This is a genomic window from Murinocardiopsis flavida (genome assembly GCF_003014485.1).
Lineage (GTDB): Bacteria > Actinomycetota > Actinomycetes > Streptosporangiales > Streptosporangiaceae > Murinocardiopsis > Murinocardiopsis flavida.
This window is the reverse complement of sequence record NZ_PYGA01000020.1, coordinates 55,888-81,145: the sequence shown is the minus strand read 5'-3', so window position 1 is coordinate 81,145 and position 25,258 is coordinate 55,888. Positions and strand designations below refer to the sequence as shown.

Annotated in this window: 23 protein-coding genes; 13 read left to right on the top strand and 10 right to left on the bottom strand. The window is 72.8% G+C overall.

What is annotated here, in order from left to right; genetic code table 11:
- Positions 1-123: 123 nt before the first annotated feature.
- Positions 124-423 carry an antibiotic biosynthesis monooxygenase family protein gene (locus CLV63_RS24745; protein WP_106585602.1) on the bottom strand — a complete coding sequence of 100 codons (300 nt, stop codon included), beginning with the start codon at positions 421-423 and terminating at the stop codon, positions 124-126.
- A 137-nt stretch (positions 424-560) separates the two neighbouring features.
- On the opposite strand from CLV63_RS24745, the gene CLV63_RS24740 reads away from it, so the two are divergent.
- Positions 561-1,301, top strand: coding sequence for a copper homeostasis protein CutC (locus tag CLV63_RS24740; RefSeq protein WP_245929033.1), 741 nt, complete (start codon positions 561-563; stop codon positions 1,299-1,301).
- Positions 1,302-1,310: 9 nt separating this feature from the next.
- On the opposite strand, the gene CLV63_RS24735 is transcribed toward CLV63_RS24740, so the two are convergent.
- Entirely contained in the window at positions 1,311-4,952 is a 3,642-nt protein-coding gene (locus CLV63_RS24735; protein WP_106585601.1) for a CDP-glycerol glycerophosphotransferase family protein, read from the bottom strand.
- Between the two features lie 466 nt (positions 4,953-5,418).
- Between CLV63_RS24735 and CLV63_RS24730 the strand changes: the two genes are divergently transcribed.
- From CLV63_RS24730 to CLV63_RS24715, 4 genes are read left to right on the top strand one after another with little or no spacing between them, the layout of a single operon-like run.
- Entirely contained in the window at positions 5,419-5,751 is a 333-nt protein-coding gene (locus CLV63_RS24730; protein ID WP_342751436.1) for a DUF6703 family protein, read from the top strand.
- 50 nt (positions 5,752-5,801) lie between these two features.
- Positions 5,802-6,629, top strand: coding sequence for a metal ABC transporter ATP-binding protein (locus CLV63_RS24725; protein ID WP_106585599.1), 828 nt, complete (start codon positions 5,802-5,804; stop codon positions 6,627-6,629).
- Complete coding sequence (locus tag CLV63_RS24720; protein ID WP_106585598.1) at positions 6,622-7,512, top strand: metal ABC transporter permease; 891 nt, start codon at positions 6,622-6,624, stop codon at positions 7,510-7,512. Before CLV63_RS24725 ends, CLV63_RS24720 begins: the two co-directional genes overlap by 8 nt.
- Positions 7,509-7,892, top strand: coding sequence for a Fur family transcriptional regulator (locus CLV63_RS24715; RefSeq protein WP_106585597.1), 384 nt, complete (start codon positions 7,509-7,511; stop codon positions 7,890-7,892). The genes CLV63_RS24720 and CLV63_RS24715 overlap by 4 nt, the downstream gene beginning before the upstream one ends.
- Here CLV63_RS24715 and CLV63_RS24710 read toward each other — a convergent pair.
- The 4 genes from CLV63_RS24710 to recO are packed head-to-tail and all read right to left on the bottom strand — an operon-like array spanning position 7,889 to position 11,149.
- Complete coding sequence (locus CLV63_RS24710; RefSeq protein ID WP_106585596.1) at positions 7,889-8,695, bottom strand: SGNH/GDSL hydrolase family protein; 807 nt, start codon at positions 8,693-8,695, stop codon at positions 7,889-7,891. The two genes, CLV63_RS24715 and CLV63_RS24710, sit on opposite strands and share 4 nt — an antisense overlap.
- A gap of 53 nt (positions 8,696-8,748) precedes the next feature.
- On the bottom strand, positions 8,749-9,576 hold the full coding sequence (locus CLV63_RS24705) for an SGNH/GDSL hydrolase family protein (protein ID WP_245929032.1): 828 nt from the start codon (positions 9,574-9,576) through the stop codon (positions 8,749-8,751).
- Positions 9,573-10,412, bottom strand: coding sequence for an isoprenyl transferase (locus CLV63_RS24700; protein WP_106585595.1), 840 nt, complete (start codon positions 10,410-10,412; stop codon positions 9,573-9,575). Before CLV63_RS24700 ends, CLV63_RS24705 begins: the two co-directional genes overlap by 4 nt.
- On the bottom strand, positions 10,409-11,149 hold the full coding sequence (recO, locus tag CLV63_RS24695) for a DNA repair protein RecO (RefSeq protein WP_106585654.1): 741 nt from the start codon (positions 11,147-11,149) through the stop codon (positions 10,409-10,411). Before recO ends, CLV63_RS24700 begins: the two co-directional genes overlap by 4 nt.
- Positions 11,150-11,301: 152 nt before the next feature.
- Here recO and CLV63_RS24690 point away from each other — a divergent pair, with 152 nt between their 5' ends.
- The gene (locus tag CLV63_RS24690) at positions 11,302-12,123 is read left to right on the top strand and encodes a CAP domain-containing protein (RefSeq protein WP_106585594.1); all 822 of its coding nucleotides are present in this window, start codon (positions 11,302-11,304) and stop codon (positions 12,121-12,123) included.
- A gap of 156 nt (positions 12,124-12,279) precedes the next feature.
- Here the strand turns inward: CLV63_RS24690 and leuA are convergent, their stop codons facing one another.
- The 4 genes from leuA to CLV63_RS24670 all read right to left on the bottom strand — a co-directional run bounded on the left by leuA (position 12,280) and on the right by CLV63_RS24670 (position 17,831).
- Positions 12,280-13,992 (bottom strand): 2-isopropylmalate synthase, encoded by a 1,713-nt coding sequence (leuA, locus tag CLV63_RS24685; protein ID WP_106585593.1) that lies wholly within the window; start codon positions 13,990-13,992, stop codon positions 12,280-12,282.
- Positions 13,993-14,251: 259 nt separating this feature from the next.
- On the bottom strand, positions 14,252-15,967 hold the full coding sequence (gene gcl, locus CLV63_RS24680) for a glyoxylate carboligase (protein ID WP_106585592.1): 1,716 nt from the start codon (positions 15,965-15,967) through the stop codon (positions 14,252-14,254).
- Positions 15,968-16,107: 140 nt separating this feature from the next.
- The gene (locus CLV63_RS24675; protein WP_106585591.1) at positions 16,108-17,001 is read right to left on the bottom strand and encodes a 2-hydroxy-3-oxopropionate reductase; all 894 of its coding nucleotides are present in this window, start codon (positions 16,999-17,001) and stop codon (positions 16,108-16,110) included.
- 29 nt (positions 17,002-17,030) lie between these two features.
- Positions 17,031-17,831: a hydroxypyruvate isomerase family protein gene (locus CLV63_RS24670; protein WP_106585653.1), complete on the bottom strand. Its 801-nt coding sequence runs from the start codon at positions 17,829-17,831 to the stop codon at positions 17,031-17,033.
- A 463-nt stretch (positions 17,832-18,294) separates the two neighbouring features.
- On the opposite strand from CLV63_RS24670, the gene uraD reads away from it, so the two are divergent.
- From uraD to CLV63_RS24635, 7 genes are all read left to right on the top strand, one after another.
- Positions 18,295-18,825, top strand: a complete 531-nt coding sequence (uraD, locus tag CLV63_RS24665) for a 2-oxo-4-hydroxy-4-carboxy-5-ureidoimidazoline decarboxylase (protein WP_106585590.1) — start codon at positions 18,295-18,297, stop codon at positions 18,823-18,825.
- A 25-nt stretch (positions 18,826-18,850) separates the two neighbouring features.
- Complete coding sequence (gene uraH / locus CLV63_RS24660; RefSeq protein ID WP_106585589.1) at positions 18,851-19,180, top strand: hydroxyisourate hydrolase; 330 nt, start codon at positions 18,851-18,853, stop codon at positions 19,178-19,180.
- A gap of 159 nt (positions 19,181-19,339) precedes the next feature.
- Positions 19,340-20,233, top strand: coding sequence for a factor-independent urate hydroxylase (gene pucL, locus CLV63_RS24655; protein ID WP_106585588.1), 894 nt, complete (start codon positions 19,340-19,342; stop codon positions 20,231-20,233).
- Positions 20,234-20,398: 165 nt separating this feature from the next.
- Complete coding sequence (locus CLV63_RS24650; RefSeq protein ID WP_106585587.1) at positions 20,399-21,892, top strand: nucleobase:cation symporter-2 family protein; 1,494 nt, start codon at positions 20,399-20,401, stop codon at positions 21,890-21,892.
- Between the two features lie 166 nt (positions 21,893-22,058).
- On the top strand, positions 22,059-22,664 hold the full coding sequence (locus CLV63_RS24645) for a hypothetical protein (RefSeq protein ID WP_106585586.1): 606 nt from the start codon (positions 22,059-22,061) through the stop codon (positions 22,662-22,664).
- A gap of 222 nt (positions 22,665-22,886) precedes the next feature.
- A complete protein-coding gene (locus tag CLV63_RS24640; protein WP_106585585.1) occupies positions 22,887-23,492 on the top strand; it encodes a hypothetical protein in 606 nt (201 codons plus the stop codon).
- Positions 23,493-23,547: 55 nt separating this feature from the next.
- A complete protein-coding gene (locus CLV63_RS24635) occupies positions 23,548-25,143 on the top strand; it encodes a hypothetical protein (protein ID WP_146165654.1) in 1,596 nt (531 codons plus the stop codon).
- Positions 25,144-25,258 lie beyond the last annotated feature (115 nt).

Genomic DNA, 25,258 nt, shown 5'->3' with positions numbered 1-25,258 from the left:
GGCGCCCTGACGCGACACACGGGGAAATGACAATGAGTGACCAGCCTAATGCCGGCCGCGCGGCACCGCGCACCTTCGACCGTACGTCCCGGCCGCCGCAAGGGCGACCCGTTTCCGCTGCCGTCACTCGCCCTCGGGGCGGTGCCTGGCGATGACCTCGAACGCGCTGGGTTCGTCGCGCGCCAGCGACAGCAGCGGCACCGCGGCGACCTTGACGTCGTAGTCCGACAGCGCACGCCGGTAGGCGCCCGGCCCGTCCCACTCCGTGACCACCGTCCAGGTGTCGGGGTCGTCGGCGGCGCGCGCGATGGACCCGCTCCGGTAGCCCGGGCGGCGCCCGAGCGCGTCGAGCGCACCGGTGGCGCGCGCGACGAAGTCGTCGGAGTCATCGGCGGACACGGAGTAGCGGGTGATCACGATCACCGGGCCATCGTCTCACGGCCGAGCGGTGGCCCGTCGGCGTGACGGCGGGACGCGCGGCCACCGATGCGGTACGACTGGGGTGGTCCGGACCGGGTCCGGGCGCGTGGGGCCGAGGCGACGAGAATGGGGCGCGAACCGTGAAGTTCGAGATCGTGGTCGAGAGCGTGGCCGGTGCGATCACAGCCGAGCGCACCGGGGCCGACCGGGTCGAGCTGGTGTCGGCCCTGGTCGACGGGGGCCTGACCCCGACCGTCGGCGCCGTCGAGCGCACGCTCGACGCGACCTCCCGCATCGGGGTGTTCCCGATCATCCGGGCGCGCGGCGGCGACTTCGTCTACGACGAGCACGAGGCCGCCGTCATGGAGCGCGACGCGGCCATCCTGCGCAAGGTGGGGGTGCCCGGCGTGGTGATCGGCGCGCTGACCCCCGACGGCCGGATCGACCGGCCCGTGGTGGAGCGCCTCATCGCCGCGGCCGACGGCGCCGAGGTGACGTTCCACCGCGCGTTCGACGTCGCGGCCGACCCCCGCGCCGCGCTCGACGAGCTCATCGACCTGGGGGTCGCCCGGGTGCTCACCTCCGGTCAGGAGGCGACGGCCGGCGAGGGCGCCCCGCTGATCGCGGAACTGGTCCGCCGCGCCGCCGGCCGGATCATCGTCATGCCGGGCGGCGGCGTGCGCGAGGACACCGCCGGCGCCATCGTCGCTGCGACCGGCGCCGAGGAGCTGCACTTCTCCGGCGGCGACACCGCGCCGAGCCCGGCGACCCACCAGAACCCGAAGGTCGCCATGGGCGGCGGGCGGGTGCCGCCGGAATCGGAGCGGCGGGTCACCTCGGCCGAGCGCATCGTCCGGATCATGCGCGCGGCCAAAGGCTGACCCGCCCCGCTACTCCCGCCCGAACACCCGGTCGACCACGCGCGCGGCGGCCTTGCCGTCGTCGAGCGGGCAGAACTGGTCGGTGAACGCCTTGTACTTCGCCTTGTAGCCCTCGGCGACGTCGTCGATGCCGCGCAGGGCGCCGATGACGTCGTCGGAGGTGAGCAGCAGCGGCCCGGGCGCGGTCTCCTCGAAGTCGAAGTAGAAGCCGCGCAGGTTGTCGCGGTAGCCCTCGATGTCGTAGGTGAAGAACAGCATCGGGCGCCCGGTGTTGGCGAAGTCGAACATCATCGACGAGTAGTCGGTGACGAGGACGTCGGTGATCAGGAACAGCTCCATGATCTCCGGGTACAGGGAGACGTCGTAGACGAAGTCCTTGCCGACGATGGGCACGCTGTCGACCACCCGCGGGTGCCGCCGCACCAGCAGCACGTGGTCGTCGCCGAGGGCCTCGTACATGCGGCGCAGGTCGAGGTGCAGGTCGAGCTTGTGCTTGCCGCGGGTGTAGTACTTGTCGTCGCGCCAGGTGGGCGCGTACAGCACGACCTTCTTGCCCGCCGGCAGCCCCAGGCGTTCGCGGGTGCGCTCGGCGAGGGCGTCGCGCCCCTGGGCGAAGAAGATGTCGTTGCGCGGGTAGCCGGTCTCCAGGATCTCCCCTTCGAACCGGAACGCGCTGCGCAGCCTCTCCGTGGCCCACGGGCTCGGCGAGACCAGGTAGTCCCACTGCCGGGTCTCCCACGCGAGCTTGTCGTGGTAGTCGCGCGACTTGCCGCGGATGTTCTCGATGTCGAAGCCGATGCGCTTGAGCATCGAGCCGTGCCAGGTCTGGATCACGGTCTGGTCGGGCCTGCGTGCGAACCAGCCCGGTTGGCGCGAGTTGGTGACCAGGTACTGGGACCGGGCGAGGGCCTCGTAGAAGTCCCTGCCGTTGTAGCGGACCCGGGTGAGGTCGTCGGGCAGCGTGACCTGACCGTCGCGCACCAGCCACTTCATCGGGTAGTCCGACCACACCCCGCTGCGCGAGCGCAGTTCCGCGTAGATGCTGTGCGGGCTGTCGGAGAACTGGCGGCCGGTGTAGCTGTCGAACAGGATCTGCGGCAGGACCTCCTCGCCGCGCAGCGCGGGGTAGGTCTCCTCGCGCAGCCTGCGCTGCGCGAAGATGCCCTGCTCCTCGGGCCGGAGGTCGCCGCCGACCTTGAGCACGGGGACGTCGGACCCGGAGTCGGTGAAGGTGAAGGTCCGCTCGGGGGTCTCCATGGCGAGCGGCAGCGAGCGCACGAACACCGCGTCGAGCTCGGCGCGGACGTCGGCGTCGCCGCGTTCGGCCCGCACCCGCGCCCAGAGCTGGTAGGAGCCGGCCGCCAGCGGCAGCGGGCCCGACAGGGTGGGGATGGCCGCGGGGGAGAACACCGCGCGGAAGTGGTCGCCGTCGCGCTCGAGTGGCACGGGGTGCGACTCGTCGCGGCCGCGGGCCTTGAACAGCAGCGACATCTCCGAGGCGCCGGCGTAGACACCGGCGAGGACCAGGTCGCGGCCCGACCACTCGGCGGAGCGCACCACCGGGTGCGCCCACCCGGCTCGCAGCCGCAGGTGCCCGGTGCTGGTGCGCTGCACGACGACCTCGTGGTGGCCGTCGCCGACGGCGTGGGAGGCGAGGGTGATGTCGTCGGGCAGCACGAGGGGCGCCGTGGCGCCGTCGGCGCCGACGAGCGAGGCCCGCCACTGCTCCTGGCGCAGCGCCCCGCTGCCCTCGTTGAACGCGTTGGCGAGCAGGTCGTCCACCGGGACCCGTGCGGTGAACCGTGCGTCCTCGACCTCTAGCGGGTAGGTCAGGGCGGCGGTACCACCGCTGCGGTCGAGCCGCAGCCCGGTCGCGGCGCCCGCCGCGGTGCCGGTGATCTCCAGTGCGGTGTCGGCGCCGGACGCGTCCATGCGGTGCCCGGTGACCCGGGCCCGCGTGGGGGCGACGGCGAGACTGAGGTGGCCGTCGGCGCTCCACGACGGGCGCACCCAGACGTCGTCGGCGACCTCGACGTAGGGCGGGCGCTCCGGCGGCCCGGCGACCGGGTTGGCGAGCAGCCGCCGCCGCACGAGGCCGCGGTTGACGACGACGAGCTCCAGTTTCCACTCGGTCTCGCGCCACCGCCCGGCCAGCCGGAGCTTCGCGGGGTCGATGGTGAGCTCGAAGCCGCCGAAGTCGTGCCGCGCCGCGCCGGGGACGTCGGGCAGGCGGTACTCCGCCGCGCGCCGCACCTTCGCGCTCACGGGGACCCGCTTGCCGGTGTCGGTGTTCACGGCGAACGCGAAGACCTGCTGCTGCCAGCGCCGGCCGGCGCGCAGGCTGCGCACGCCCACCCGGCCGCCGATGACGAGCCTGCCGTCGCGCCACTCGACGCGCTCGGTCTTCAGCCGGAGCCGCAACTCCGTGCCGAGCCGGTAGACGTCGCGCGGCACACCGGCGGCGGGGTCCTCGAAGAACGGGTAGCGGATGTAGTAGTGCAGGCCGCGCCGGACCAGCGGGGCCTTCTTGAGTTCGACGCTCTTCTGGAAGGTGATGGCCTCCAGCAGCGGCTCGATGCGCCGCTTGCGCACCAGGTGGTGGTTGAGCCGGTGCAGCACCGTGAGCCCGTCGAGGAGCCGGGTGCCCACGGTGTCGAGGTAGGCGTTGGCGAGGTCGAGGAACCGTTCGCGCGCGGCGTCGTCGGCGTCGTCGAGCCGCAGGAGGACCTGGCGCACGTCGCCGCGCAGCGCCATGGAGTCCCACACCATGCGGTCGGCGCCGGAGAGGCCGGCGGCGATCCGCGCGATGGCGCCGAGCCGGCGGGTCATGGGCTCGATCTCGTGCAGCGCCTCGCTGCTCTCGCGGTCGCGGACCAGCAGGACGGGAGCAGGGAGGACGTCGATGGTCCGCGCGGCGATCATCGTGCGGGCCGCGGCGAGGCGGGCATCGGCGTCGCCCAACCCGAGGTCGGGCAGGCCCGCCCAGAACGAGCGGCGCCACAGCTTGTTGCCGACGACGCGGTCGGCCAGCAGCCCGGCGGTGACCCGGACGTCGACGCCGGTGCGCCGCTTGGAGTAGGGCTTCCGGTGCGCGGCGGACTGGCGGGCCCCGAGCTCGTTGAACCGGTAGACGTTGCCGGTGGCGAGGTCGGACCCCGATTCGTCGAGCGCCGCGGAGAGGTGCGCCAGCGAGTAGCCGACGAGGGCGTCGCAGCCCTCGATGAAGAGCAGGTACTCCCCTGTGGTTCGGGCGGCCCCGGTGGAGCGCGCCTCGGCGTGTTCGGCGACCGGCTCGGCGACCAGGGTGACGGGGGCGCCGTTGAGGTCGCCGCCGTCGGCGGCGGCGCGGGCCGTCGCCAGGCCTTCGTCGCGGGCCTCGACGGTGGACTCGGAGTCCTCGGCATCGGCTTCGGCGGCCTCGCCGTCGTCGCCCGGTGGGAGGTCGTCGGAGTCGCCGTTGTCGCCCTCGAAGGCGTCGCCGTCGGGCGGCTGCACACTGTCGGCGGCCCCCAGGTCCCGGTCGTGGCGAACGGGGACCAACAGCACCTCGACGTCGTCGAGCGCCACGGTCTGCGCTGCCAGCGAATCCAGGCAGTGTTGCAGATGTGGCTCTGTGACGTCGAAGGAGACGATGACACTGAGCTTGGGCACGGAAAAACAGTCTCCCGTAATCGACGTTCTGTGGAGTGGGCACAGAGACCGGGGCGGCGCCGACCCGGAAATCTTGAAAGGGATCAAAATAGAGGACGCCGGTTAAGTCACCGATAAGCGATCCGGTGGCCCCGCGGGGTGCGCCGAGGGGCGGGCCGACGTCCCGGTACCAAGGATTATGGCAGGTGCGCGCGGGTGCGCGCGGAACCCGCCTGATATCGCGCGCGTGCGGGCCGGCGTAGGCTGGGCGGTGTCCCGCGGATCACCTCGGGCGCACCCCGTCCGGTGCCTCCCCGCCGGGCCGGTCGGGACCACCGGGAACCCCGCGCTGAACTGCGCGAAGCGGGCGGCGGCGCGATGCCGGGGCCCGCCGCGCCGCTTGCGCGGCGCAGAACGGCGGGGGCGCCCGGCGCCGTCCGCAGCACGCGCGCCGGTGCGGTGCGCGCCGTCCACAGGGAGGATCCAGGTGTCGCCCCGACCCATGCCGAAAGGCGATTCGTTCTTCACCCCGGGCGCGGGGCCGCTGCGCCACGCGATCGAGCGGAACAGCGCCGTCCCCCTGGTGTGGCTGCACAACGCCCCCCGCTGGATCCTGCCAGTGGCCATGGCGCTGGCGTTCGTCGGCGGGCTGCTGCTCGCCGGGGTCGCCGGCGCGGTGCTCCTCGGCCTGCTGGCGCTGTTCATCGGGTGGCTGGCGTTCCTGGCGTGGCCGACCCTCCCTGCGGGCGGCCGGGCGGCCCGGGTCGTGGTCGTCGCGGTCCTCGCGGCGCTCGGCGTCCTCCAGAGCGGCGTGCTGTGATCCGCCACGAAGCGGACTAAATTGACAACCGTTATCGTTATAGTTGAGTGATGTCCGCAGAAACCCTCAGCCAAGCGCGGCCGGCACCCCCGCCGCAGCCCCCCGCCGTGCGGGTGCGCGACGCCGTCGTGTCCTACGACCGCCGCCCCGTCGTCCGCGGCGTCAGCCTCGACATCGGCGCCGGCGAGGTGGTCGCCGTCCTGGGGCCCAACGGCTCCGGCAAGTCCACCCTGCTGCGCGCAATACTCGGGCTGGTGCCGCTCACCGCCGGAACGGTCGACCTGCACGGCACGCCGCTGCGCCGATTCACGGAGTGGGCGCGCATCGGCTACGTCCCCCAGCGGCTCTCCGCCGGCGGCGGGGTCCCGGCCACCGTCCGCGAGGTCGTCGCCTCCGGCCAGGTCGCGCGGCGCCGCCGGCTGTCCCTGCCCACGACGGAGGACCGCGCGGCCGTCACCGAGGCGCTGGAGACCGTCGGCCTGCTGCACCGCTCCCGCGACTCCGTCCACGAGCTCTCCGGCGGCCAGCAGCAGCGCGTGCTCATCGCCCGCGCGCTCGCCGGGCGCCCCGACACCTTCCTCATGGACGAGCCGCTGGCCGGCGTCGACGCCGCGAGCCAGCAGACCCTCGCCGACACCATCGCCGCGCTCAGCGGGCGCGGCGCCACCGTGGTCCTGGTGCTGCACGAACTCGGCCCGCTGGAGCCGCTGATCGGGCGCGCCGTCGTCCTCTCCGAGGGGACCGTGGGCCACGACGGCGCACCGCCGCGCCCGTTCGGCGACTGCGCGCGCGACGGCCACGAGCACATCCACCCGCACGCCGACGCGGCCGGCGGCGCCTCCGCACTGCCGACGATCGAGGTACCGCGCCGTGATTGAGCTGCTCAGCTTCCCCTTCATGCAGCGGGCCCTGCTCGCCGCGGTCTTCGTCGGCCTGGTGGCGCCCGTCATCGGCACGTTCATGGTGCAGCGCAAGCTCGCCCTGCTCGGCGACGGCATCGGCCACGTTGCGCTCACCGGTGTCGCGCTGGGCTTCCTCACCAGCACCTCCCCCATCATCGCCGCGCTGATCGTCGCCGCGCTCGGCGCCGTCGTCCTCGAACTCGTCCGCGAACGCACCCGCACCAGCGGCGACGTCGCCCTCGCCCTGCTGTTCTACGGCGGGCTGGCCGGCGGCGTGCTGCTCATCGGCCTGGCGCCGGGGGCCAGCAACGCCACCCTGACGAGCTTCCTGTTCGGCTCGGTGAGCACGGTCACCGAGCAGGACGTCTACGTCATGGGCGGGCTGGCGGTACTGGTGCTCGGCGTCATCGGCTACTTCGGCCGCGAGCTCTTCGTGCTGTGCCAGGACGAGGAGGTCGCGCGCACCCACGGGCTGCCCGTGCGGCTGCTCAGCCTCATCATCGCCGTGACCGCGGCGCTGACCGTCGTCATCTCCATGCGCGTGGTCGGGGTGCTGCTGGTCAGCGCCCTCATGGTGGTCCCGGTCGCCGCGGCGCAGCAGCTCACCCGCAGCTTCCGGGTGACCATCGCACTCGCCATGGGAATCGGGGTGGCCGCGGCGCTGGGCGGGCTGTCGACCGCCGCGTACGCCGACGTCTCGCCCGGCGCCGCCATCGTGCTGCTCGCCATCGCGGTGTTCATCGCGGCGGTGCTGCTCGGCCGGGCCCTGCGGCTGCGGCGCGGCGCCCCCCGGATCGAGCACGACGGCCCGGCCCCGGGTACGATTCCGCACACCGAGACGGGGAGCGTATCGACTTGAGTACACGTCGCGACACCGTACGCCGGGCGCTGAACGACAGCAGCGGCTTCCGCAGCGCCCAGGACCTCTACGCCGATCTGCGCGCCGAGGGCTCCAAGATCGGGCTGACGACCGTCTACCGCGCGTTGCAGGCCCTCAGCGACTCCGGCGAGATCGACGTGCTGCGCAGCACCGACGGCGAGGCCGTCTACCGCGCGTGCGTCACCGACACCCACCACCACCACCTGGTGTGCCGCGGGTGCGGCAAGGCGGTCGAGGTCGAGGGGCCCGCGGTGGAGAAGTGGGCCGAGAACGTCGCGGCCCAGCACGGCTTCCACGACGTCACCCACACGGTCGAGGTGTTCGGCACCTGCGCGGCCTGCTGGGCCTCCCGCGGTTAGCCGCGGGGCCGCAGCGGGTCCAGGTTCGGCCGCTTGGCGTGGCGGCCGTCGCCCGAGGAGCGCCCGGTGAGGCGGCGGCCGATCCACGGCACCAGGAACTGCCGCGCCCAGCGCAGGTCGGCGCGGCGGGCCAGCCGCCAGTCGACCGCCGGCGCCTCCGGCCACGGCGCGTTCCAGTCGGTGTCGGCAGCGAGGCCGAGCACCTCGCCGACCCGCAGCGCCAGCCGGGCGTGCCCCTCGGCCGACATGTGCAGCCGGTCCCAGCTCCACGCCCTGCCGTCCTGGAGCACCGTCATCCCCCACAGGTCCACCACGGCGCAGCCGTGGCGGTCGGCGATGGCCCGCAGGTGCATGTTGTAGGTCGCGATCTTGCCGCGCAGGTGCCGCATGCCCGGCTGGAACGCCATGTCGGCGCCGGTGAGGAGCACGATGGTGGCGCCCGTTCGGGCGAGCCGCGCCACCGCGGTCTCGAAGACCGCCGCCACCACGTCGGGATCGCTGCCCGGGCGGATGATGTCGTTGCCGCCCGCGCAGAGGGTGATCAGGTCGGGCCGCAGCTCCGCGGCGCGCGGCACCTGCTCGGCGGCGATCTGGCGGATCAGCTTGCCGCGCACCGCCAGGTTGGCGTAGCGGACCTCGCCCGCCTCGGCGGCGAGCGCCTCGGCGAGCCGGTCGGCCCAGCCCCGGTAGCGCGGGGCGCCATCGGGGCCGATGTCGGGATACGCGTCGTTCAGGCCCTCGGTGAAGCTGTCGCCGAGGGCGACGTAGGAGACGATGTCCTTCCCAGTGGCAAAGTCGCGCATAGTAGACGATGATGCATCGCCGGTCCATGGTTACGCGAGGGTAGGTTGCGGGTTCAGCCGCCGATGTCGCGAGGATCACGCCCGGGGAGCACCACGGGCTCGGGGCGCTTGGCGCGGCGCCCGTCGCCGGAGGAGCGCCCGGTGAGGCGCCGGTTCACCCACGGCCCCAGGAACTCCCGCATCCAGCGCAGGTCGGCGCCGCGCTCGGCCCGCCACGTCGTGGGGCCCGCCGGCGGCCACGGCTCCGCCCAGTCGCCCTCCGTCGGGACGCCAACGACATCGCACACCTTCAGCGCCAGCCTGCGGTGGCCTTCGGGCGACATGTGCAGCCGGTCGGCGTCCCAGGCGCGCGGGTCGGCGAGCACCGCCATCGACCACTGGTCGACCAGGAGGCAGTCGTGGCGGTCGGCGATCGCGCGGATGTTCAGGTAGTAGCGCGTGAACCCGCCGATGAGCGGCCGCATGTAGCCCCTGGCGACGTTCACCCCGGTGAACAGGACGACCTGCGCGCCGCTGTCGCGCAGCCGCCGCACGCCCGATTCGAGCACGGCCGCGAGCCGGTCGGGGTCGGCCCCGGGCCGCAGCAGGTCGTTGCCGCCGGCGCTGAACGTCACCAGGTCGGGCCGGAGCTCCGCGGCACGCGGCACCTGGTCGGCCATGACCTGCCGGAGCAGCTTGCCGCGGACGGCGAGGTTGGCGTAGCGCAGCTCGGCCGCGTGCGCCGCCAGGTGCTCGGCGAAGCGGTCGGCCCATCCGCGCACGCCGCCCTGCGCGCCGGGGAGCGGGGCGTCGTCCGGTGCGGGGTCGCCCACGCCCTCCGTGAAGCTGTCGCCGACGGCGACGTAGGACAGCCGGGCGCCGGCGAGCTCCAGGCGGCTCACCGGTCCGCCCCGCCGGTCGGCCCCACGGGCTCGACCGGGTTCGGGACCGCACCCCCGTAGCGGCGGTCGCGGCTGGCGTAGACCTCGCACGCGTGCCAGAAGTGGCGCCGGTCGAAGTCGGGCCAGAGCGTGTCGAGGAACACGAACTCGGCGTAGGCCGACTGCCACAGCAGGAAGTTGGAGAAGCGCTGCTCCCCCGATGAGCGCACGAACAGGTCCACGGCGGGGATGTCGGGCTCGTCGAGGTGCTTGGCGAGGCTGGCCTCGGTGATCCTGGCCGGGTCGATGCGGCCCTCCGCCGCGTCCCTGGCGAGCGCCGCCGCCGCGTCGGCGATCTCGGCGCGCCCGCCGTAGTTCACGCAGAACTGCAAGGTGAGCTGCTTGTTCGCCTTGGTCAGCTCCTGCGCGTCCTCCAGTTCGCTGATGACGCTCTTCCACAGCCGGCCGCGGCGGCCCGCCCAGCGGATCCGGACGCCGCGCGCGTGCATCTCGTCGCGGCGGCGCCGGATGACGTCGCGGTTGAACCCCATGAGGAAGCGGACCTCCTCGGGAGAGCGCTTCCAATTCTCGGTGGAGAATGCGTACGCCGACAGGTACGGCACGCCCAGCTCCAGCGCGCCCTCGATCACGTCGAACAGCGAGTGCTCGCCCGCCTTGTGCCCCTCGGTGCGGGGCAGGCCGCGCTGCTTGGCCCACCGGCCGTTGCCGTCCATGACGATGGCGACGTGCCGGGGGACCAGTTCGCGCGGCAGCGGCGGCGGCGTCGCCCCGCTGGGGTGCGGTTCGGGCGGCGTGAGGGCACGGCGCTTCGACGTGAACGGCTTGTACAAACTCACGAACGCTCCACCAGGCGCAGGGATCGGATTCCGTTTTCAAGGTGCCATTGCAGGTAGGCCGCCACCAGCCCGCTGCATTCGGCGCGGCGGCGGTCCTCACTCGCGTCGGCGGCCGGCCAGTCGCCGCGCAGCAGCGCCGACATCAGGTCGATGGTCTCGACCGAGGGGTTCACCGTCCCCGCCGGGCGGCACACCGTGCACACGACGCCCCCGGCGTGCACGGCGAACGGCCGGTGCGCGCCCACCGAGGCGTCGGCCCCGCAGCGGGCGCATTCGGTCAGCGCCGGGGCGTACCCGGCGACGGCGAGGGAGCGCAGCAGGTAGGCGTCGAGGACCAGCCGGGGATCGTGGCTCTGCTCCCCCAGCGTGCGCAGGCCCCCGATGAGCAGCAGGAACTGCCGCAGGGACGGGTCCTTCTCGACGATGACGATCTTCTCGGCCGTCTCCAGCATGGCGGTGCCCGCGGTGTAGCGGGGGTAGTCGGCGGCGATGGGGGTGCCGTAGGCGCGCAGCGTGTCGGCCTGGGTGATGACGTCGAGCGTACGCCCGGTGTAGAGCTGGAGGTCGACGTGGGTGAAGGGCTCCAGCCGCGCGCCGAAGCGGGACTTGGTGCGGCGCACGCCCTTGCCGACCGCGCGGACCAGCCCGGTCCGCCGGGTCAGCAGTGTCACGATGCGGTCGGCCTCGCCGAGTTTCTGGGTGCGCAGGACCACACCTTCGTCGCGGTAGAGGCTCACCACCCCATTGTCGCCGATGCCCGCGCCCGCCGGTACACCGAACAGGCCCGATGGCGGCACGGCACCAGGAGATCACGAATGGATCTCCTCTTTCGCCCCACTTTGCTCTACGATCACGCGAGACCCCCGTTGTCTGTGATTGGGAGACCGTGATGTCAGGTGCACGCCGGTACGACCGGAACCGGTCGCCCCATGGGAGCAGGCGTGGCGCCCGACGCAGGCCCGTACGCCGCTCCACGGCGTGGCGCGGGCCCGTCGTCGGCGGCCTCCTCGCCCTCCCGGTGGGCGCCGCGCTCGCCGCGGCGATGATCGTGGCCTCGGCGCCTGACAGCGGGGCGCCGGCCGCCGCGAACGGGGCCCAGCAGGCGCCGCAGGCCGTCCCCGACGACGTGCGGACCCCCGAGGACTTCTTCCCCAGCCCCACCGCGTCGCCCGAGCCGGCGCCCACGCAGCGGTCGGCGCCGCCCAAGGCCGCCACCGGCGACGGCGCCGAGGTGGAGGCGTCGGTGTCGCCGCGCCCGTCCGAGAGCGGCGGCGACTCCGGGGGCTCCCGGAGCCCCGCCCCCGACCCGGGCGGCGGCAGCGGCGGGGGCGACTCCGCCGGGGTGAGCGCGCTCGCCAAGGAGGTCGTCCGGCTCACGAACAAGGAGCGCGCCGACGCCGGCTGCGCGCCGCTGCGCGTCGACGACCGCCTCACCGCCGCGGCGCAGGGCCACAGCAAGGACATGGACCTCCGCGACTACATGGACCACATCAGCCCCGACGGGAAGGGCCCCGGGGACCGCTCCGCCGCCGAGGGCTACGACTCCTGGTCGGGGGAGAACGTCGCATCGGGCCAGCGCACCGCCGCCCAGGTGGTCGAGTCCTGGATGGACAGCAAGGGCCACCGCGACAACATCCTCAACTGCGACAGCAAGGCCATCGGTGTCGGCGAGGCCGGGTTCAAGTGGACGCAGCTGTTCGGCAGCGAATGACCCCCGCCGACGGCGCAGGGCCCGCCCTCGGTGAGGTCGGGCCCTGCTCGCGCGCACGGGGTCGCCGGCGCGGCACGGTCGCGGGGGCCGGCGGACGTCGTGGCCGCCCCGGCCGGCGCCGCGGCGGGATCGCCGGCCGCGGCGCCTCGCTGCGGGTCAGCGGCGGCTCGCGGCGTTGACCGCGCTGCACATCGCCCGCAGTGACGCGGTGGTGATGTTGGAGTGGATGCCCACGCCCCACACGGCGCCGCCGCCGTCGACCGACGCCTCGACGTAGGCGGCGGCCCTGGCGTCGCCGCCCTGGCCCATCGAGTGCTCGACGTAGTCGACCACCCGGACGTCGACGCCCACGGCGGCCAGCGCGTCGGCGAACGCGGAGATGGGGCCGTTGCCGGTGCCGCGGATCTCGCGGATCTCGCCGCGCACCCGGACGTCGGCGGTGACCTCGTAGGAGCCGTCGTCGGTGGCCCGGGTGCGGTGCGTCATCACGCCGACCGGGCCTTCGTCGCTCAGGTAGGCCGTGGTGAAGGCGGCCCAGATCTGCTCGCTCGACAGCTCGCCGCCCTCTGCGTCGGTGTGCTGCTGGACGACGTGGGAGAACTCGATCTGCAAGCGCCGCGGCAGGTCGAGCGCGTGGTCGCGGTGCAGGATGTAGGCCACCCCGCCCTTGCCAGACTGGCTGTTGACCCGGATGACCGCCTCGTAGTCGCGGCCGACCTCCTTGGGGTCGATGGGCAGGTAGGGCACCCGCCACGGGTACTCGCCCTCCGGGACCCCCGCCTCGGCCGCCTCGTGCTCCAGCGCCAGCAGGCCCTTCTTGATGGCGTCCTGGTGCGAACCGGAGAACGCCGTGTAGACGAGGTCGCCGCCGTAGGGGTGGCGCGGCGCGACCGGCAGCTGGGTGCAGTACTCGACGACGCGCCGGATCTCGTCGATGTCGGAGAAGTCGACCTCGGGGTCGACGCCCTGGCTGTACAGGTTCATGCCGAGGGTGACCAGGTCGACGTTTCCGGTGCGCTCACCGTGGCCGAACAGGCAGCCCTCGACGCGGTCGGCGCCGGCCATGACCGCGAGTTCGGCGGAGGCGACGCCGGTGCCGCGGTCGTTGTGCGGGTGCACCGACAGCACCACGTGCTCGCGGCGGGACAGTGAGCGGCTCATCCACTCGATCTGGTCGGCGTAGACGTTGGGGGTGGCGCGCTCGACGGTCGCCGGCAGGTTCAGGATGATCTCCCTGCCGGGGCCGGGCTCCCAGACGTCCATGACCGCCTCGCAGACCTCCAGCGCGAAGTCGGGCTCGGTGTCGATGAAGATCTCGGGCGAGTACTCGTAGCCGAAGTACGCGGTGTCGCCCAGGTACTCCTCGGCGAACTTCATGACGTGCCGGGTGCCGTCGACGGCGATGGCCTTGCAGGTGTCGCGGTCGACGCCGAACACCACCCTGCGGAACTCCGGCGCGGTGGCGTTGTACAGGTGGACGGTGGAGCGGGCGGCGCCGACCAGTGACTGCACGGTGCGCTCGATCAGGTCCTCGCGGGCCTGGGTCAGCACCGAGATCTGGACGTCGTCGGGGATGGCGGCGTCCTCGATGAGGCCGCGCACGAAGTCGAAGTCGGTCTGGCTCGCCGCGGGGAACCCGACCTCGATCTCCTTGTAGCCCATGCGTACCAGCAGGTCGAACATTTCGCGCTTGCGCACGGCGTCCATGGGTTCGATGAGCGACTGGTTGCCGTCGCGCAGGTCGGTGGACAGCCAGCGGGGCGCCCGGGTGATGACGGCCGAGGGCCAGGTGCGGTCGGGCAGGTCGACCGCCGGAAAGGGCCGGTAGCGCCGGAAGGGCATGGGGCTGGGCTGCTGCTGCGGAACCATGAAAGGTACTCCTGTGAAGAACTCGCGCGCTGGATTGCGGCCGACAAAGAACATGTCAGTAGCCCCGCGGCGAGGGAGCGGCCGTTTCCTATCGGCCCTCGCCGCGGCCGCTAAGGAGGAGCAGCTCGCGCAGCATGATGACCACACAGTAACAGACCGGTACCGCCCGGGCGGGCGCCCCCTCCCCGGCACGGGAAGGGGGCGCCGCGGCGGGCCCTGCCGCCGCGGCGCCCCGGGATCCGCGGCCGCCCTTGCCTGCTCAGCCCTGCGGCAGGGGCTCGAACTCCTTGACGGCGTCGATCGCCGGGCCGTGCGGGGTGTTCGCCTCGCGTTCGATCATGATCTCGACCAGCACGGGGCGGCGGCTGGACCGGGCCTCTTTGCGGGCCCATTGCAGGGCGTCGTTGATCCCGCCCGGGTCGACGACGCGCCGGCCGGCGCAGCCGTACGCCTCCATGATCTTGACGTTGTCGGTGCCGTACTCGTCGTAGTGGATGTCGACCTGGTAGTTCATGGCGTAGGGGATCGACGCCTGGCGGATGAGCCCCAGGTACTCGTTGTTGATCATGATGATCACGAACGGCACGTTGTACTGCGCCGCGACGGCGAGCTCCTCCACCATGTACTGGAAGCTGTAGTCGCCCACGACCCCCACGACCTCGGCGTCGGGCTCGGTGTCCTTGAGCGCCTTCTTGACGCCGATCGCCGCGGGGATCTCCCAGCCGAGCGGTCCGGCCTGCCCGCAGACCTGGTAGCGCCGCGGCTTGTACGCCTTCTGGTGCTGGCCGCCCCAGATCTGGTAGAGGCCGATGGCGGTGACGAAGTAGGTGTCGGCGTCGAAGACGTCGTTGATCTCCCGGTAGACGCGGGGCGCCTTGATGGGGGTGTCGTCGAAGTCCTCGCGGCGGCCCAGGGTGCGCTTGAGCTCCTGGACGCGCGCCGTCCACGCGCCGGGGCCGCGGCCGGCGCCGCGCTCCTTCGCGAGGTCGAGCAGGGCCCGCAGGAACAGCTTGGCGTCGGAGACCACGCCCAGGTCGGGCTCGAACACCCGGCCGATCTGGGTCGGCTCGACGTCGACGTGGATGAACTTCCGGTCGCCGCGGTACACGTCGAGCTTGCCGGTGTGCCGGTCGCCGAACCGGGCGCCCACGGCGAGCACCAGGTCGGACTCCAGGAACGAGGCGTTGCCGTAGCGCTGGGAGGTCTGCACGCCCGTGATCCCGGCGAACAGCGGGGCGTCCTCGTCGATCGCGCCCTTGCCCATGAGGGTGACCTGGACGGGGATGTCCAGGTACGCGGCGAGTGCGGTCAGCTCCTCGGACGCCCCGGCGGTGATGACACCGCCGCCGCCGAGGAGCAGCGGGCGCTCGGCCGCCAGCAGCAGGTCGAGGGCGCGCGCCACGCGGGGCCCGTGCGGCCGCACGGGGTGGACCGGCAGCGGGGCGTCGATGCCGGCGTCGTACTCGATGAGCTGCTGGGCGATGTCGACCGGGATGTCGATGAGCACGGGGCCGGGGCGGCCCTCGCGCGCGACGCGGAACGCCTCGCGGAAGACCCACGGGGCGGTCGCGGCCTCCTTGATCTGCACCGCCCACTTGGTCACCGGCTTGGCGACCTCGACGATGTCGACGGCCTGGAAGCCCTCCTTGTCGAGCAGGGCCGTCGCGGCCTGGCCGGTGATGCAGACGATGGGGACGGAGTCGGCGAGCGCGGTGTAGAGGCCGGTGATCATGTTGGTCCCGGCCGGGCCGGAGGTGCCGATGGCGACACCGACCCGGCCGTTGGTGCGCGACCAGCCGTCGGCCATGTGCGTCGCGCCCTCTTCGTGCCGGACGGTGAGGTGCTCGATCCCGCCGACCTGCTCCATCGCCTTGTACAGCGGCAGGATGGCGGCGCCGGGGCAGCCGAACGCCGTGTCGACTCCCTCGGACTTCAAAACCTCGACCACGGCGTTCATGGCGGGCATCTGTACCATTTGGGGAAACCCTTCTGTGCTAGGGGGTTCAGGGGTCCTCCGCCGGCGGGATCGAGGGTGCGGCCAACACCCGCGGCACATGGCGTCCGAGATACGCGCGACGCCGTGTCGTCGTGCCCGTCGGCGGGGATCCCGCCTGCTCAGGCCTTTTCGGCTGAGGAGAGCTGTTCCACGATCTTGAGCAGCGCCGAGTGGTCCAGTCCGCCGTGGCCCTGGGCCTTCAGGGCGCCGACGAACTGGGCGACCAGCGCGCCCAGCGGGATCGCCACCCCGGCCTCGCGCGCCGCCTGGGTCACGATCTTCATGTCCTTGTCGTGCAGCGCGATCCGGAATCCCGGGGTGAAGTCGCGGTTGCGCAGCGCATCGGTCTTGCGGGTCATGACGGTGCTCCCGGCGAGGCCCCCGTTGAGGACCTCCAGGCCGGCCTTTGTGTCGACGCCGTGGGCTTCGAGGAACACGAGCGCCTCGGCGACGAGCTGGATGTTGCCGGCGACGATGAGCTGGTTCGCCGCCTTCACGGTCTGGCCGGCGCCCGAGGGGCCCACCAGGACGGGCGTGCTGCCGAGGACGTCGAACACGGGGCGCGCCGCGGCGAAGTCGGCTTCGGAGCCGCCCACCATGATCGACAGCTTCGCCTCGACGGCGCCCGCCTCGCCGCCGCTCACCGGCGCGTCGAGGACGCGGAAGCCGCGCTCGGCACCGGCCTGGGCGACCTCGCGGGCGACGTCGGGGCGGATGGTGCTCATGTCGATGACGAGCGCGCCGGGGCGCGCGTTGGCGAACACGCCGTCGTCGGCGAGCAGCACCTGCTGCACGTCGGGCGAGTCGGGGACCATGACGATGACGGTGTCGGCGTCCTTGACGGCGTCGGCGATCGACGCGGCGGCGGTGCCGCCCGCCTCGGCCAGCCGGGTGATCGCCTCGGGCATGAGGTTGTAGCCGGCGACGGAGTACCCGGCCCGCACGAGGTTCTTTGCCATGGGCAGGCCCATGATGCCGAGGCCGATGAAGGCGATGCTGCGCGGTGTGGACATGAGCGTCCGTCCTTTCGGGGGTCGTGGGGTTAGCGGCCGAGCCAGGCGAAGCTGTCGGCGGAGGGGACGGTGGGCTTGTACTCCAGTCCCACGTAGCCGTCGTAGCCCTGCTGCTGGGCCGCTGTGAGGAGCGCGTCGAGGGGCAGTTCGCCGGTGCCGGGTTCGCCGCGCCCGGGTGCGTCGGCGATCTGGATGTGGCCGAACTCCGCGGCGTGCGCGTCGACGACCGCGGCGACGTCGGCCCCGTTGACGGCGAGGTGGAAGAAGTCGGCGAGCAGGGCGACGTTGTCGGCCCCGTTGCCCTTGGCCGCGTCGACCACCGCGAGGGCGTCCTCTGCGGTGGTGAGCGGGTAGTCGGGGGCGCCGCTGATGGGCTCGATGAGGACGGTGCCGCCGATGCCCGCGACGGCCTTCGCCGCCGCGGTGATCTCCGCCAGCGCCACCCGGTCCTGCTCGGCCGGGTCGACGCCGTCCTGGCGCAGGCCGTAGAGGGCGTTGAACGCGCGGACGCCGGTGCGCTCGGCGATGTCGAGGACGACGTCGATGTTGGCGCGGAACTCTTCGGCGCGCGCGGGGAGTGACAGCACGCCGCGGTCGGGGCCGGGCAGTGCGCCGGCGAAGAAGTTCAGGCCGGTGAGCGCCGCCCCGGAGGAGTCGATGGCCGCGACGAACGCGTCGACCTCCGCGGCGGCGGGGACGGCGGTGGTCCACGGCCACCAGAACTCGACGGCGTCGAACCCGGCGGCGACGGCGGCCGCCGGGCGCTCGGTGACGGGCAGTTCGGTGAACAGCAGCGAGCAGTTCACGGTGTAGCGCAGCGAATGTGTCATGCACCCCTCCGTCTCGGCCGCGCGATCGGCACTGCGCATGCCGCGCGGCGTGCTGGGTCCTCGCGTCCCGGCGGCCCGGAACCCGATCATGATTCCATTATGTGGAAATCAGTTTTCACTTGAAGGAATCTGATGTGAGTGTGCGACGGCGCGGAACGCTTGTCAACAGCGCTGGTCCCGGCGGTACCTGCGGCGGGGCGGTCTCAGGGCATCGTCCGGACGCCGGCGCGATTGTTCGTGGATACATACAAACAGCCGGTACGAGCACGGATTCGCGGCGCGCGCCTGTTGACAGGTCCGCACACCGTCGTTCTATTGTCCGTAATACAGAACACACTTTCTGCACTACGAAACTTGGCTTTTTTCGAGTACGGGTCGCCGACCCGTCCGAACGGCCCCGGACCAGCGGCCCGCACGCCCCGCGGGCCCGCCGGGCCGAGAACGACCGCACAGGGAGCAGCCCATGCCCGATCGCGCCGCGGCCCCCGCCGACCCGGCGATCGAACGCCTCAACGCACTCGGCCCCGAGGAGTTCCGCGCCGAGCTCGCCCAGTGCCTCGACATCGACCGCTGGGTCCGCGCGCTCGACGGCGAACGCCCGTTCCGCGACCGGGACGCCCTCATCGCCGCTGCGGGCCGCCACGCCGCCGCCATCACCGACGACGAGGTCGCGCAGGCCCTCGCCCGGCACCCGCGCATCGGGCAGCAGGCCGCGCCCGCCGCGGCGGGGGGCACCGAGGCCGCCTGGTCCCGCGGAGAGCAGGCGGGCGTCACGGGCGCGGCGAAGGACGACTTCCGCGCGGCCAACGCCGCCTACGAGGAGCGGTTCGGCCAGATCTACCTCGTGTGCGCGAGCGGGCGCAGCGGGCCGGAGCTCCTCGCCGACCTGACCGCGCGCATGGCCAACGACCCCGCGGCCGAGGCCCGTGTCGTCGCCGGGGAACTGGGCAAGATCGCGCTGCTGCGCCTCGAGCGACTCCTCGACCGGCAGTGACCACCACGAGAAAGGCACGCGTCCGATGAGCCACGTGACGACCCACGTCCTCGACACCGCGCTCGGCGTCCCCGCCGCCGGGGTCCCGGTGCGGCTGGACGCCGTCTCCCCCGCCGCGCCGGTGGCGAGCGGCACCACCGACGCCGACGGCCGCGTCGGCGAACTCGGCCCGGACCGGCTCGCCGCCGGGGTCTACCGGATCACCTTCGACACCGGGGCCTACTCCGCCGCGACCGGGCAGAAGGGCTTCTACCCCGAGGTCTCCGTGGTGTTCGAGCTGACCGACGAGGACGCCCACTACCACGTGCCGCTGCTGCTCAGCCCGTTCGCGTTCTCCACCTACCGCGGCTCCTGACCACCGCGGCCCCCGTCCCCCGCGCGCCGCCGGCGCGCCCCACGACTGCACCTCCTGTGCGTGATAGGTCCTTCCGCGACAGCGGTCCTCCCTCGGGCGCACCGCGCACCCTCCGGGTGCGCGACATCAGAACCCATCGATGCGAGGAGTCGACCGATCATGGCGATCCGTCTCGGAGCCAACCAGTACGGCAAGGCCGAGGTGCGCCTGGTGCGCATCAACCGCGACACCGACGTGCACACCATCAAGGACGTGAACGTCACCTCCCAGCTGCGCGGCGACTTCGACGCCGTGCACACCGGCGGCGACAACGCCAACTGCGTCGCCACCGACACGCAGAAGAACACCGTCTACGCGTTCGCCAGGAAGCACGGCGTCCACGCGATCGAGGACTTCGCGCTGCTCCTCGCCCGCTACCACGTCGACACCTTCGACCACGTGAGCGGCTCCCGCCAGGAGGTCCAGGAGTACACCTGGAACCGGATCGCGACCCCCGAGGGCCCGCACGACCACGCCTTCGTCCGCAGCGGCGCCGAGACCCGCACCACCGTCGTCACCAAGGACGGCGACGCCGAATGGGTGCTGTCCGGCTTCGAGGGCCTCACCGTGCTGAAGTCGACCGGGTCGGAGTTCCACGGCTACCCCAAGACCGAGTTCACGACCCTGGCCGAGACCACGGACCGGATCCTCGCCACCGACGTCGCCGCCCGCTGGCGCTACACGGGCACCGCTGTCGACTACGACGCGACCTACGCCTCGGTCCGCGCGCTGCTGCTGGAGGCGTTCGCCACCACGCACAGCCTCGCCCTCCAGCAGACGCTGTACACGATGGGCGAGTCCGTCCTGCGGGCGCACCCGCAGATCGCCGAGATCCGGTTCTCCATGCCCAACAAGCACCACTTCCTGGTCGACCTGTCGCCCTTCGGCATGGACAACCCGAACGAGGTCTTCTTCGCGGCGGACCGCCCCTACGGCAAGATCGAGGCCGCCGTCGTGCGCGACGGGGCCCCCGACCCCGGGCGCGCGTGGGAGTCCGTCCCCGGCTTCCTCTGATACCACCCCCCTCAGGGGGCCGCACCGGCGCCGGCCCCGCGCCGGCGCGGCCCCCAATGCCCCGGCCGCCCCCGGCGGCGCCCGGGGCCGCCGCCGTACCCGGCACCGCCGGGCGCGGTACCCCCGAACCGCCGAGCGAGCACCCAACGAGGCTGGAAACTGGTCATGAGACTGCGCAAGAACGGCACCGACACGAGCGCCTCAGCCACAACAGACGCCACGACACCCGAACCCCGGCCCGAGGACGAGCGGCTGCCCACCCGGCTGCTGCTCGTCTACGGCCTCCAGCACATCCTCACCATGTACGCGGGCGCCGTCGCCCCCGCGCTGGTCATCGGCGCGGCCGCCGGACTCGACGCGACCGACCTCGGCGTGCTCGTCAGCGGCGCGCTGCTGGTCGCCGGGATCGCGACGGTCCTCCAGACCCTCGGAGTCTGGCGCGTGGGCGCGCAGATGCCCATCGTCATCGGGGCGTCGTTCATCCCGGTGAGCGCCATGACCGCGGTGGCGGCCGACCAGGGCATCCCCGTCGTCCTGGGCGCGTCGCTGGTGGGCGGCGTGTTCGCCCTCCTGCTCACACCGTTCTTCGGGCAGCTCATCCGCTTCTTCCCGCCGGTGGTCACCGGCAGCCTGATCACCGTGATCGGGCTGTCGCTGATGCCCGTTGCGGCGGGCTGGGTGGTCGACGGCGCCGCGGACCAGGTCCCCGCCCTGGGCGACCTCGCGCTCGCCGGCACGACCCTCGCGCTGGTGCTGCTGTTCTCCCGCGCGCTGCCGGGCATGTTCAGCCGGATCTCCATCCTGCTGGGGCTGGTCGCGGGCACACTCGTCGCGATCCCGTTCGGCAAGGCCGACTTCAGCCAGGTCGGCGAGGGGGCGATCGTCTCGCTCGGGTCCCCGTTCCACTTCGGCATGCCGCAGTTCGAATGGGCGCCGATCGTCACGATGTGCGTGATCATGCTCGTCGTGCTGACCGAGGGCGCGTCGCACATCATCGCCGTCGGCGAGATCGTGGGGTCGAAGGTCGACAGCCGGCGGATCGCCGCCGGGCTGCGCGCCGACGTGAGCGCGTCCATCATCGGGCCGATCTTCAACTCGACCCCCGGCAGCTCGTTCGCGCAGAACATCGGCCTGATCGCGCTCACCCGGGTCCGCAGCCGCTTCGTCGTCGCGACCGGCGCGGGCATGCTGATCGTCCTCGGGCTGTTCCCGGTCCTCGGCCGGGTGGTCGCCGCGATCCCGATGCCGGTCCTGGGCGGCGCCGGCCTCGTGCTGTTCGGCACGGTCGCCGCCAGCGGCATCCGCACGCTCGGCAAGGTCGACTTCGACGACAACCTCAACCTGATCCTGGTCGCCTCGTCGCTGGGCTTCGGCATCATCCCGCTCGCGGTCCCGACGTTCTACGAGGGCTTCCCCGACTGGCTGGCGCTCATCCTGCACTCGGGGATCGTCGGTGCGGCCGTCGTCGCGATCGTGCTGAACATCTGCTTCAACATGATCGGCGGCGGGCGGTACGCGGAGGGCCCGTCGGTCTTCGCCGCGGCGCCGACACTCGACAAGGACTACCCGGACGCGGCGGACGCGGCCGCCCGCAGCGGCTCCGTCCCGCCCCAGCGCGCGCCCGGGCCCGTCGGCGAGGAGGCGTCCGACCCCCGCTGAGCACCTCCGGCAGGACCTCCGGCAGCGCCGCGCCCCGGTCCGGGGTTGCGGCGCTGCCGCCGTTGCGGGACCGACCCCGGGACCACAGGCCCCTGCAATGCCAATCAATCAGGCGTAATATCACGTAAAACAAAATGGAACCGGACGTCCATCCTCAGGGGCTGACATGACCTCCCACCCGGGCACCTTTCGACCGATCCTCCTCGCCGCCGCGCTCGCGCTCCTCGCCACGGGCTGCACCGGGGGCGGCGAGGACGCCGTCGAACCCGACGGCACGCCCCGCGGCCGGATCCCCGACGACTGGGTGACCGCGGCGGCCGAGCAGCGGCCGCCCGCGTCCTCGGGCGGCGGCTCGCCGATCGTCGACCTCACCGCCGAGCAGAAGTGCGCCATCCCCTGGAAGCCGGCGATCGGCTCGGAGAAGGCGGAGCTGACCGAAGTCCTCAACGACGAGCAGGACGACGGCTCGCGGGTGCACAAGTGCAGTTTCAGCGGCGCGGCACCGGTCTCGGCCGGGCTGGTGCGCTACAAGGACGGCGACGCCCTCTCGCGGACCTACGCCGACCTCATCGCCGCGGGAGCCTCCGAGCACGTTGAAGGCGACCAGACCGTCGCCCTGCTCCGCCAGGTGTTCCCCAACAAGCGCACCGAGTACATCGTGATGGTCCCCGACCCCGACCAGCTGGCAAGCTTCGACCTGGAGATCGAGAGCCCCGGCTCCGGTTTCGGCGCGAAGGACGCCGTCGGCCTCGCGGTGTCGGCCCTGGACTGAGCCGCGGCGGCCGCCGCGGGCGGTGGTGCACGGGAAAACCGGGGACGGCCGGGCATACCCGAACGCGGCGCACGCACATAGGGTGACTCAGCGCACTCCCGGCCCGCGCCGTAGGCGGAACCGGGCGCCTGGGCCCTTGCACCGGCCGCAAAAGCCTCCTAATATCACCGAAAACCAAATGAAACCAGAAACATCCAGACACGAGCCGCGAGGATGCCGGCCATGACCGAACGCCAGGGCACCGCCCGACCCCTATGCGCGTTCGCGGCACTCTCCGCATCGGTGCTGCTGCTCTCCGGGTGCACCGGCGCCGACCCCGCGCCGGCGCCCAAGGTGGGCCCGCGCGGCGACCTGCCCACCACCTGGCTGGCCGCCACCAAGTCGGGCCCGGCCCCCAGCGGCGGCCTACCGGTCGTCGACCTCGCCTCCGACGAGACCTGCGCCCTCGGCTGGCGCCCCGACATCGGCGGCGAACGCGCGGTCGTGGAGGGCGCCTCGACCCGGACGGCGCACCGCATCATCGTCCACCAGTGCACCTACGACGGGCCCGCCGCCATCACCGCCGGCGTCGTCCGCTTCGAGGACGGGTTCGCCCTCGAAGCCGACTACGAGGACATGGTCGCCGCGGGGGCCTCCCAGCACCCCCACGGCCGCCAGACCATCGCGCTGCTGCACCGGACCCACCCCGACAAGCGCACCGAGTACCTGCTGAAGATCGCCGACCCGAAGAAGCAGCTCGCCTTCGACGTCCGGATCGAACCCCCCGCCGACGATCCCGACTTCGACGCGGCGGCGGCCGTCGCCCTGGTCATGACCGCGTTCGACTGACGACGGACCGCCACCGCACCGGACCCGCACACCCTTACCCTCCGAGAGGACCGAGTTGGCACCCCCTCGCCCTCCCTACCGCGCCCGCCCGCCGGCGGCCGACCCCGGCCGCATCCACATCGAGTACACGATGGGGATCACCCTCGCCGTCGCCGTCGCCGCCGTCGCCGGCTACCTCTTCCTGCCGCCCAACGCCACCGCGTCCGTCGACCGCGCAGTGTGCGGACTGCTGAACCCGTCCGAGTCCGACAACGGCGGCTGCACGGGCGGCGCCGCCGAAGCACGCTCGAACGCCGCCGCGGCGCCGCCCTCCTCCTGCACCGGCGACGGCGCCTCGGCGGCCGACGCCGAACTCCGGCCCGATCTCTGCCCCGTCCTGTACGACGCGGGCTGGTCCCGCACCGCCACGTCGGCGGCCGTCGTGGCGCTCGGCGGCGACCTCGCGTTCCTCCGCCAGGAACTGCCCGACGGCACCGTCCGCCTCACCGCGATGTCCGACGACGGGTTCGGCGCCAAGGGCAAGGGCGCGGACCGCGCCGTCACCAGCGGCGACGCGGCGCTCGGCGGCAAACTGCCCGGCGACCCGCCGTGGCGGGCCGGCGACGCGTTCGCGTTCAGGGGGCCGGGCGCGGCAAAGGAGGCCGACCGCGTCCAGCACGCCGCGGCCGACTACCTGAAGCAGCAGGCGTGCGACGACGGCAGCGCCGAGACCCCGCAGGCATGCCCCAAGGAGCCCGCCGACCTGAAGGACCTCGCGAAGAAGGTCGGCGACCCGCAGATCACCGCCGAATCCGTGCCCGGATCCCTCGGGTTCGGCGCCAAGGCGAAGAGCGGCACCCTCGACCTCGGCCTCCTCGGCGGCAAGGGCCGCCTCAGCGGGGCGACCCTGGAGGAGGTCGACGCGACCGACCCCGACCACCCGACGACGGCGCGCACCTACTCCTTCACCGCCAAGGGCAAGCACAACGTCGGCCTGTTCTCCCTGGGGGCCAAGGAGCGCAAGGACGTCGCACTCCGCCTGGTCCGCGACGACAAGGGGCGCCTGACCTCGGTGCGGGTCGCCGAGACGATCGCCACGCCCGACGGCGCCGGCCTCGACACCGAGGCCGCCGGCGAACCCGCACCCAGCCCGCCGCCCTCCGGCGCGGGCGGCAAGAACGGGCTGTACGAGACCCGCAGCGCGGCGCTCGCCGTCGACGACGGCAACCGCGACGACGTGGAGGACTGGCTGCGGAGCGGCGGCGGGGGCAAGCACCGCGACTCGGAGTTCGGCGTCCCCGCCGTGTCCGGCGACGACGGCGCCGTCCAGGACCGCGTCAAGCAGCAGTTCTACGAGCGCGGCAGGATCGGCCGGGTCCTCTACGAGACCGAGCGCTCCACCGGCTCCACCCCGTTCGGCCTCAGCATGCTGGGCGCCGGCTCCGTCCTGCCCGCTGCGTGGGGCGACGAGAAGCGGGCCGCGTCCAAGGCGGAGTTCCTGGGCGCACCCGACGACATGGGCCCGCGCGTGTGGCTGGACTTCGGCGAGTGCGCCGCCCACCAGGACGGCGGCGGCAACGACGCCCCCGACCCCAGCTCCGAACCCGACCCGGCACCCGCGGCCGCGGCCGATGCCGAATGCCGTCCAGAGAATGAGAACGAGCCGGAATGACCGTGCGTGACCTCGCGGTGCCCCCGGCCGTCGGCACCCGCTCGCCCCCCGAAAACGGGCCGCCGTTGTTATCCGAACGAGCTACGATCCGCAAGTCCGAACTGCTCCGACGCAC

Coding starts and splice junctions, on each gene's coding strand:
- CLV63_RS24725 (WP_106585599.1), top strand. CDS start 5,802: ATGTCCGCAGAAACCCTCAGCCAAGCGCGGCCGGCACCCCCGCCGCAG.
- CLV63_RS24710 (WP_106585596.1), bottom strand. CDS start 8,695: ATGCGCGACTTTGCCACTGGGAAGGACATCGTCTCCTACGTCGCCCTC.
- CLV63_RS24690 (WP_106585594.1), top strand. CDS start 11,302: ATGTCAGGTGCACGCCGGTACGACCGGAACCGGTCGCCCCATGGGAGC.
- leuA (WP_106585593.1), bottom strand. CDS start 13,992: ATGGTTCCGCAGCAGCAGCCCAGCCCCATGCCCTTCCGGCGCTACCGG.
- gcl (WP_106585592.1), bottom strand. CDS start 15,967: ATGGTACAGATGCCCGCCATGAACGCCGTGGTCGAGGTTTTGAAGTCC.
- CLV63_RS24675 (WP_106585591.1), bottom strand. CDS start 17,001: ATGTCCACACCGCGCAGCATCGCCTTCATCGGCCTCGGCATCATGGGC.
- CLV63_RS24670 (WP_106585653.1), bottom strand. CDS start 17,831: ATGACACATTCGCTGCGCTACACCGTGAACTGCTCGCTGCTGTTCACC.
- uraD (WP_106585590.1), top strand. CDS start 18,295: ATGCCCGATCGCGCCGCGGCCCCCGCCGACCCGGCGATCGAACGCCTC.
- uraH (WP_106585589.1), top strand. CDS start 18,851: ATGAGCCACGTGACGACCCACGTCCTCGACACCGCGCTCGGCGTCCCC.
- pucL (WP_106585588.1), top strand. CDS start 19,340: ATGGCGATCCGTCTCGGAGCCAACCAGTACGGCAAGGCCGAGGTGCGC.
- CLV63_RS24650 (WP_106585587.1), top strand. CDS start 20,399: ATGAGACTGCGCAAGAACGGCACCGACACGAGCGCCTCAGCCACAACA.
- CLV63_RS24645 (WP_106585586.1), top strand. CDS start 22,059: ATGACCTCCCACCCGGGCACCTTTCGACCGATCCTCCTCGCCGCCGCG.
- CLV63_RS24640 (WP_106585585.1), top strand. CDS start 22,887: ATGACCGAACGCCAGGGCACCGCCCGACCCCTATGCGCGTTCGCGGCA.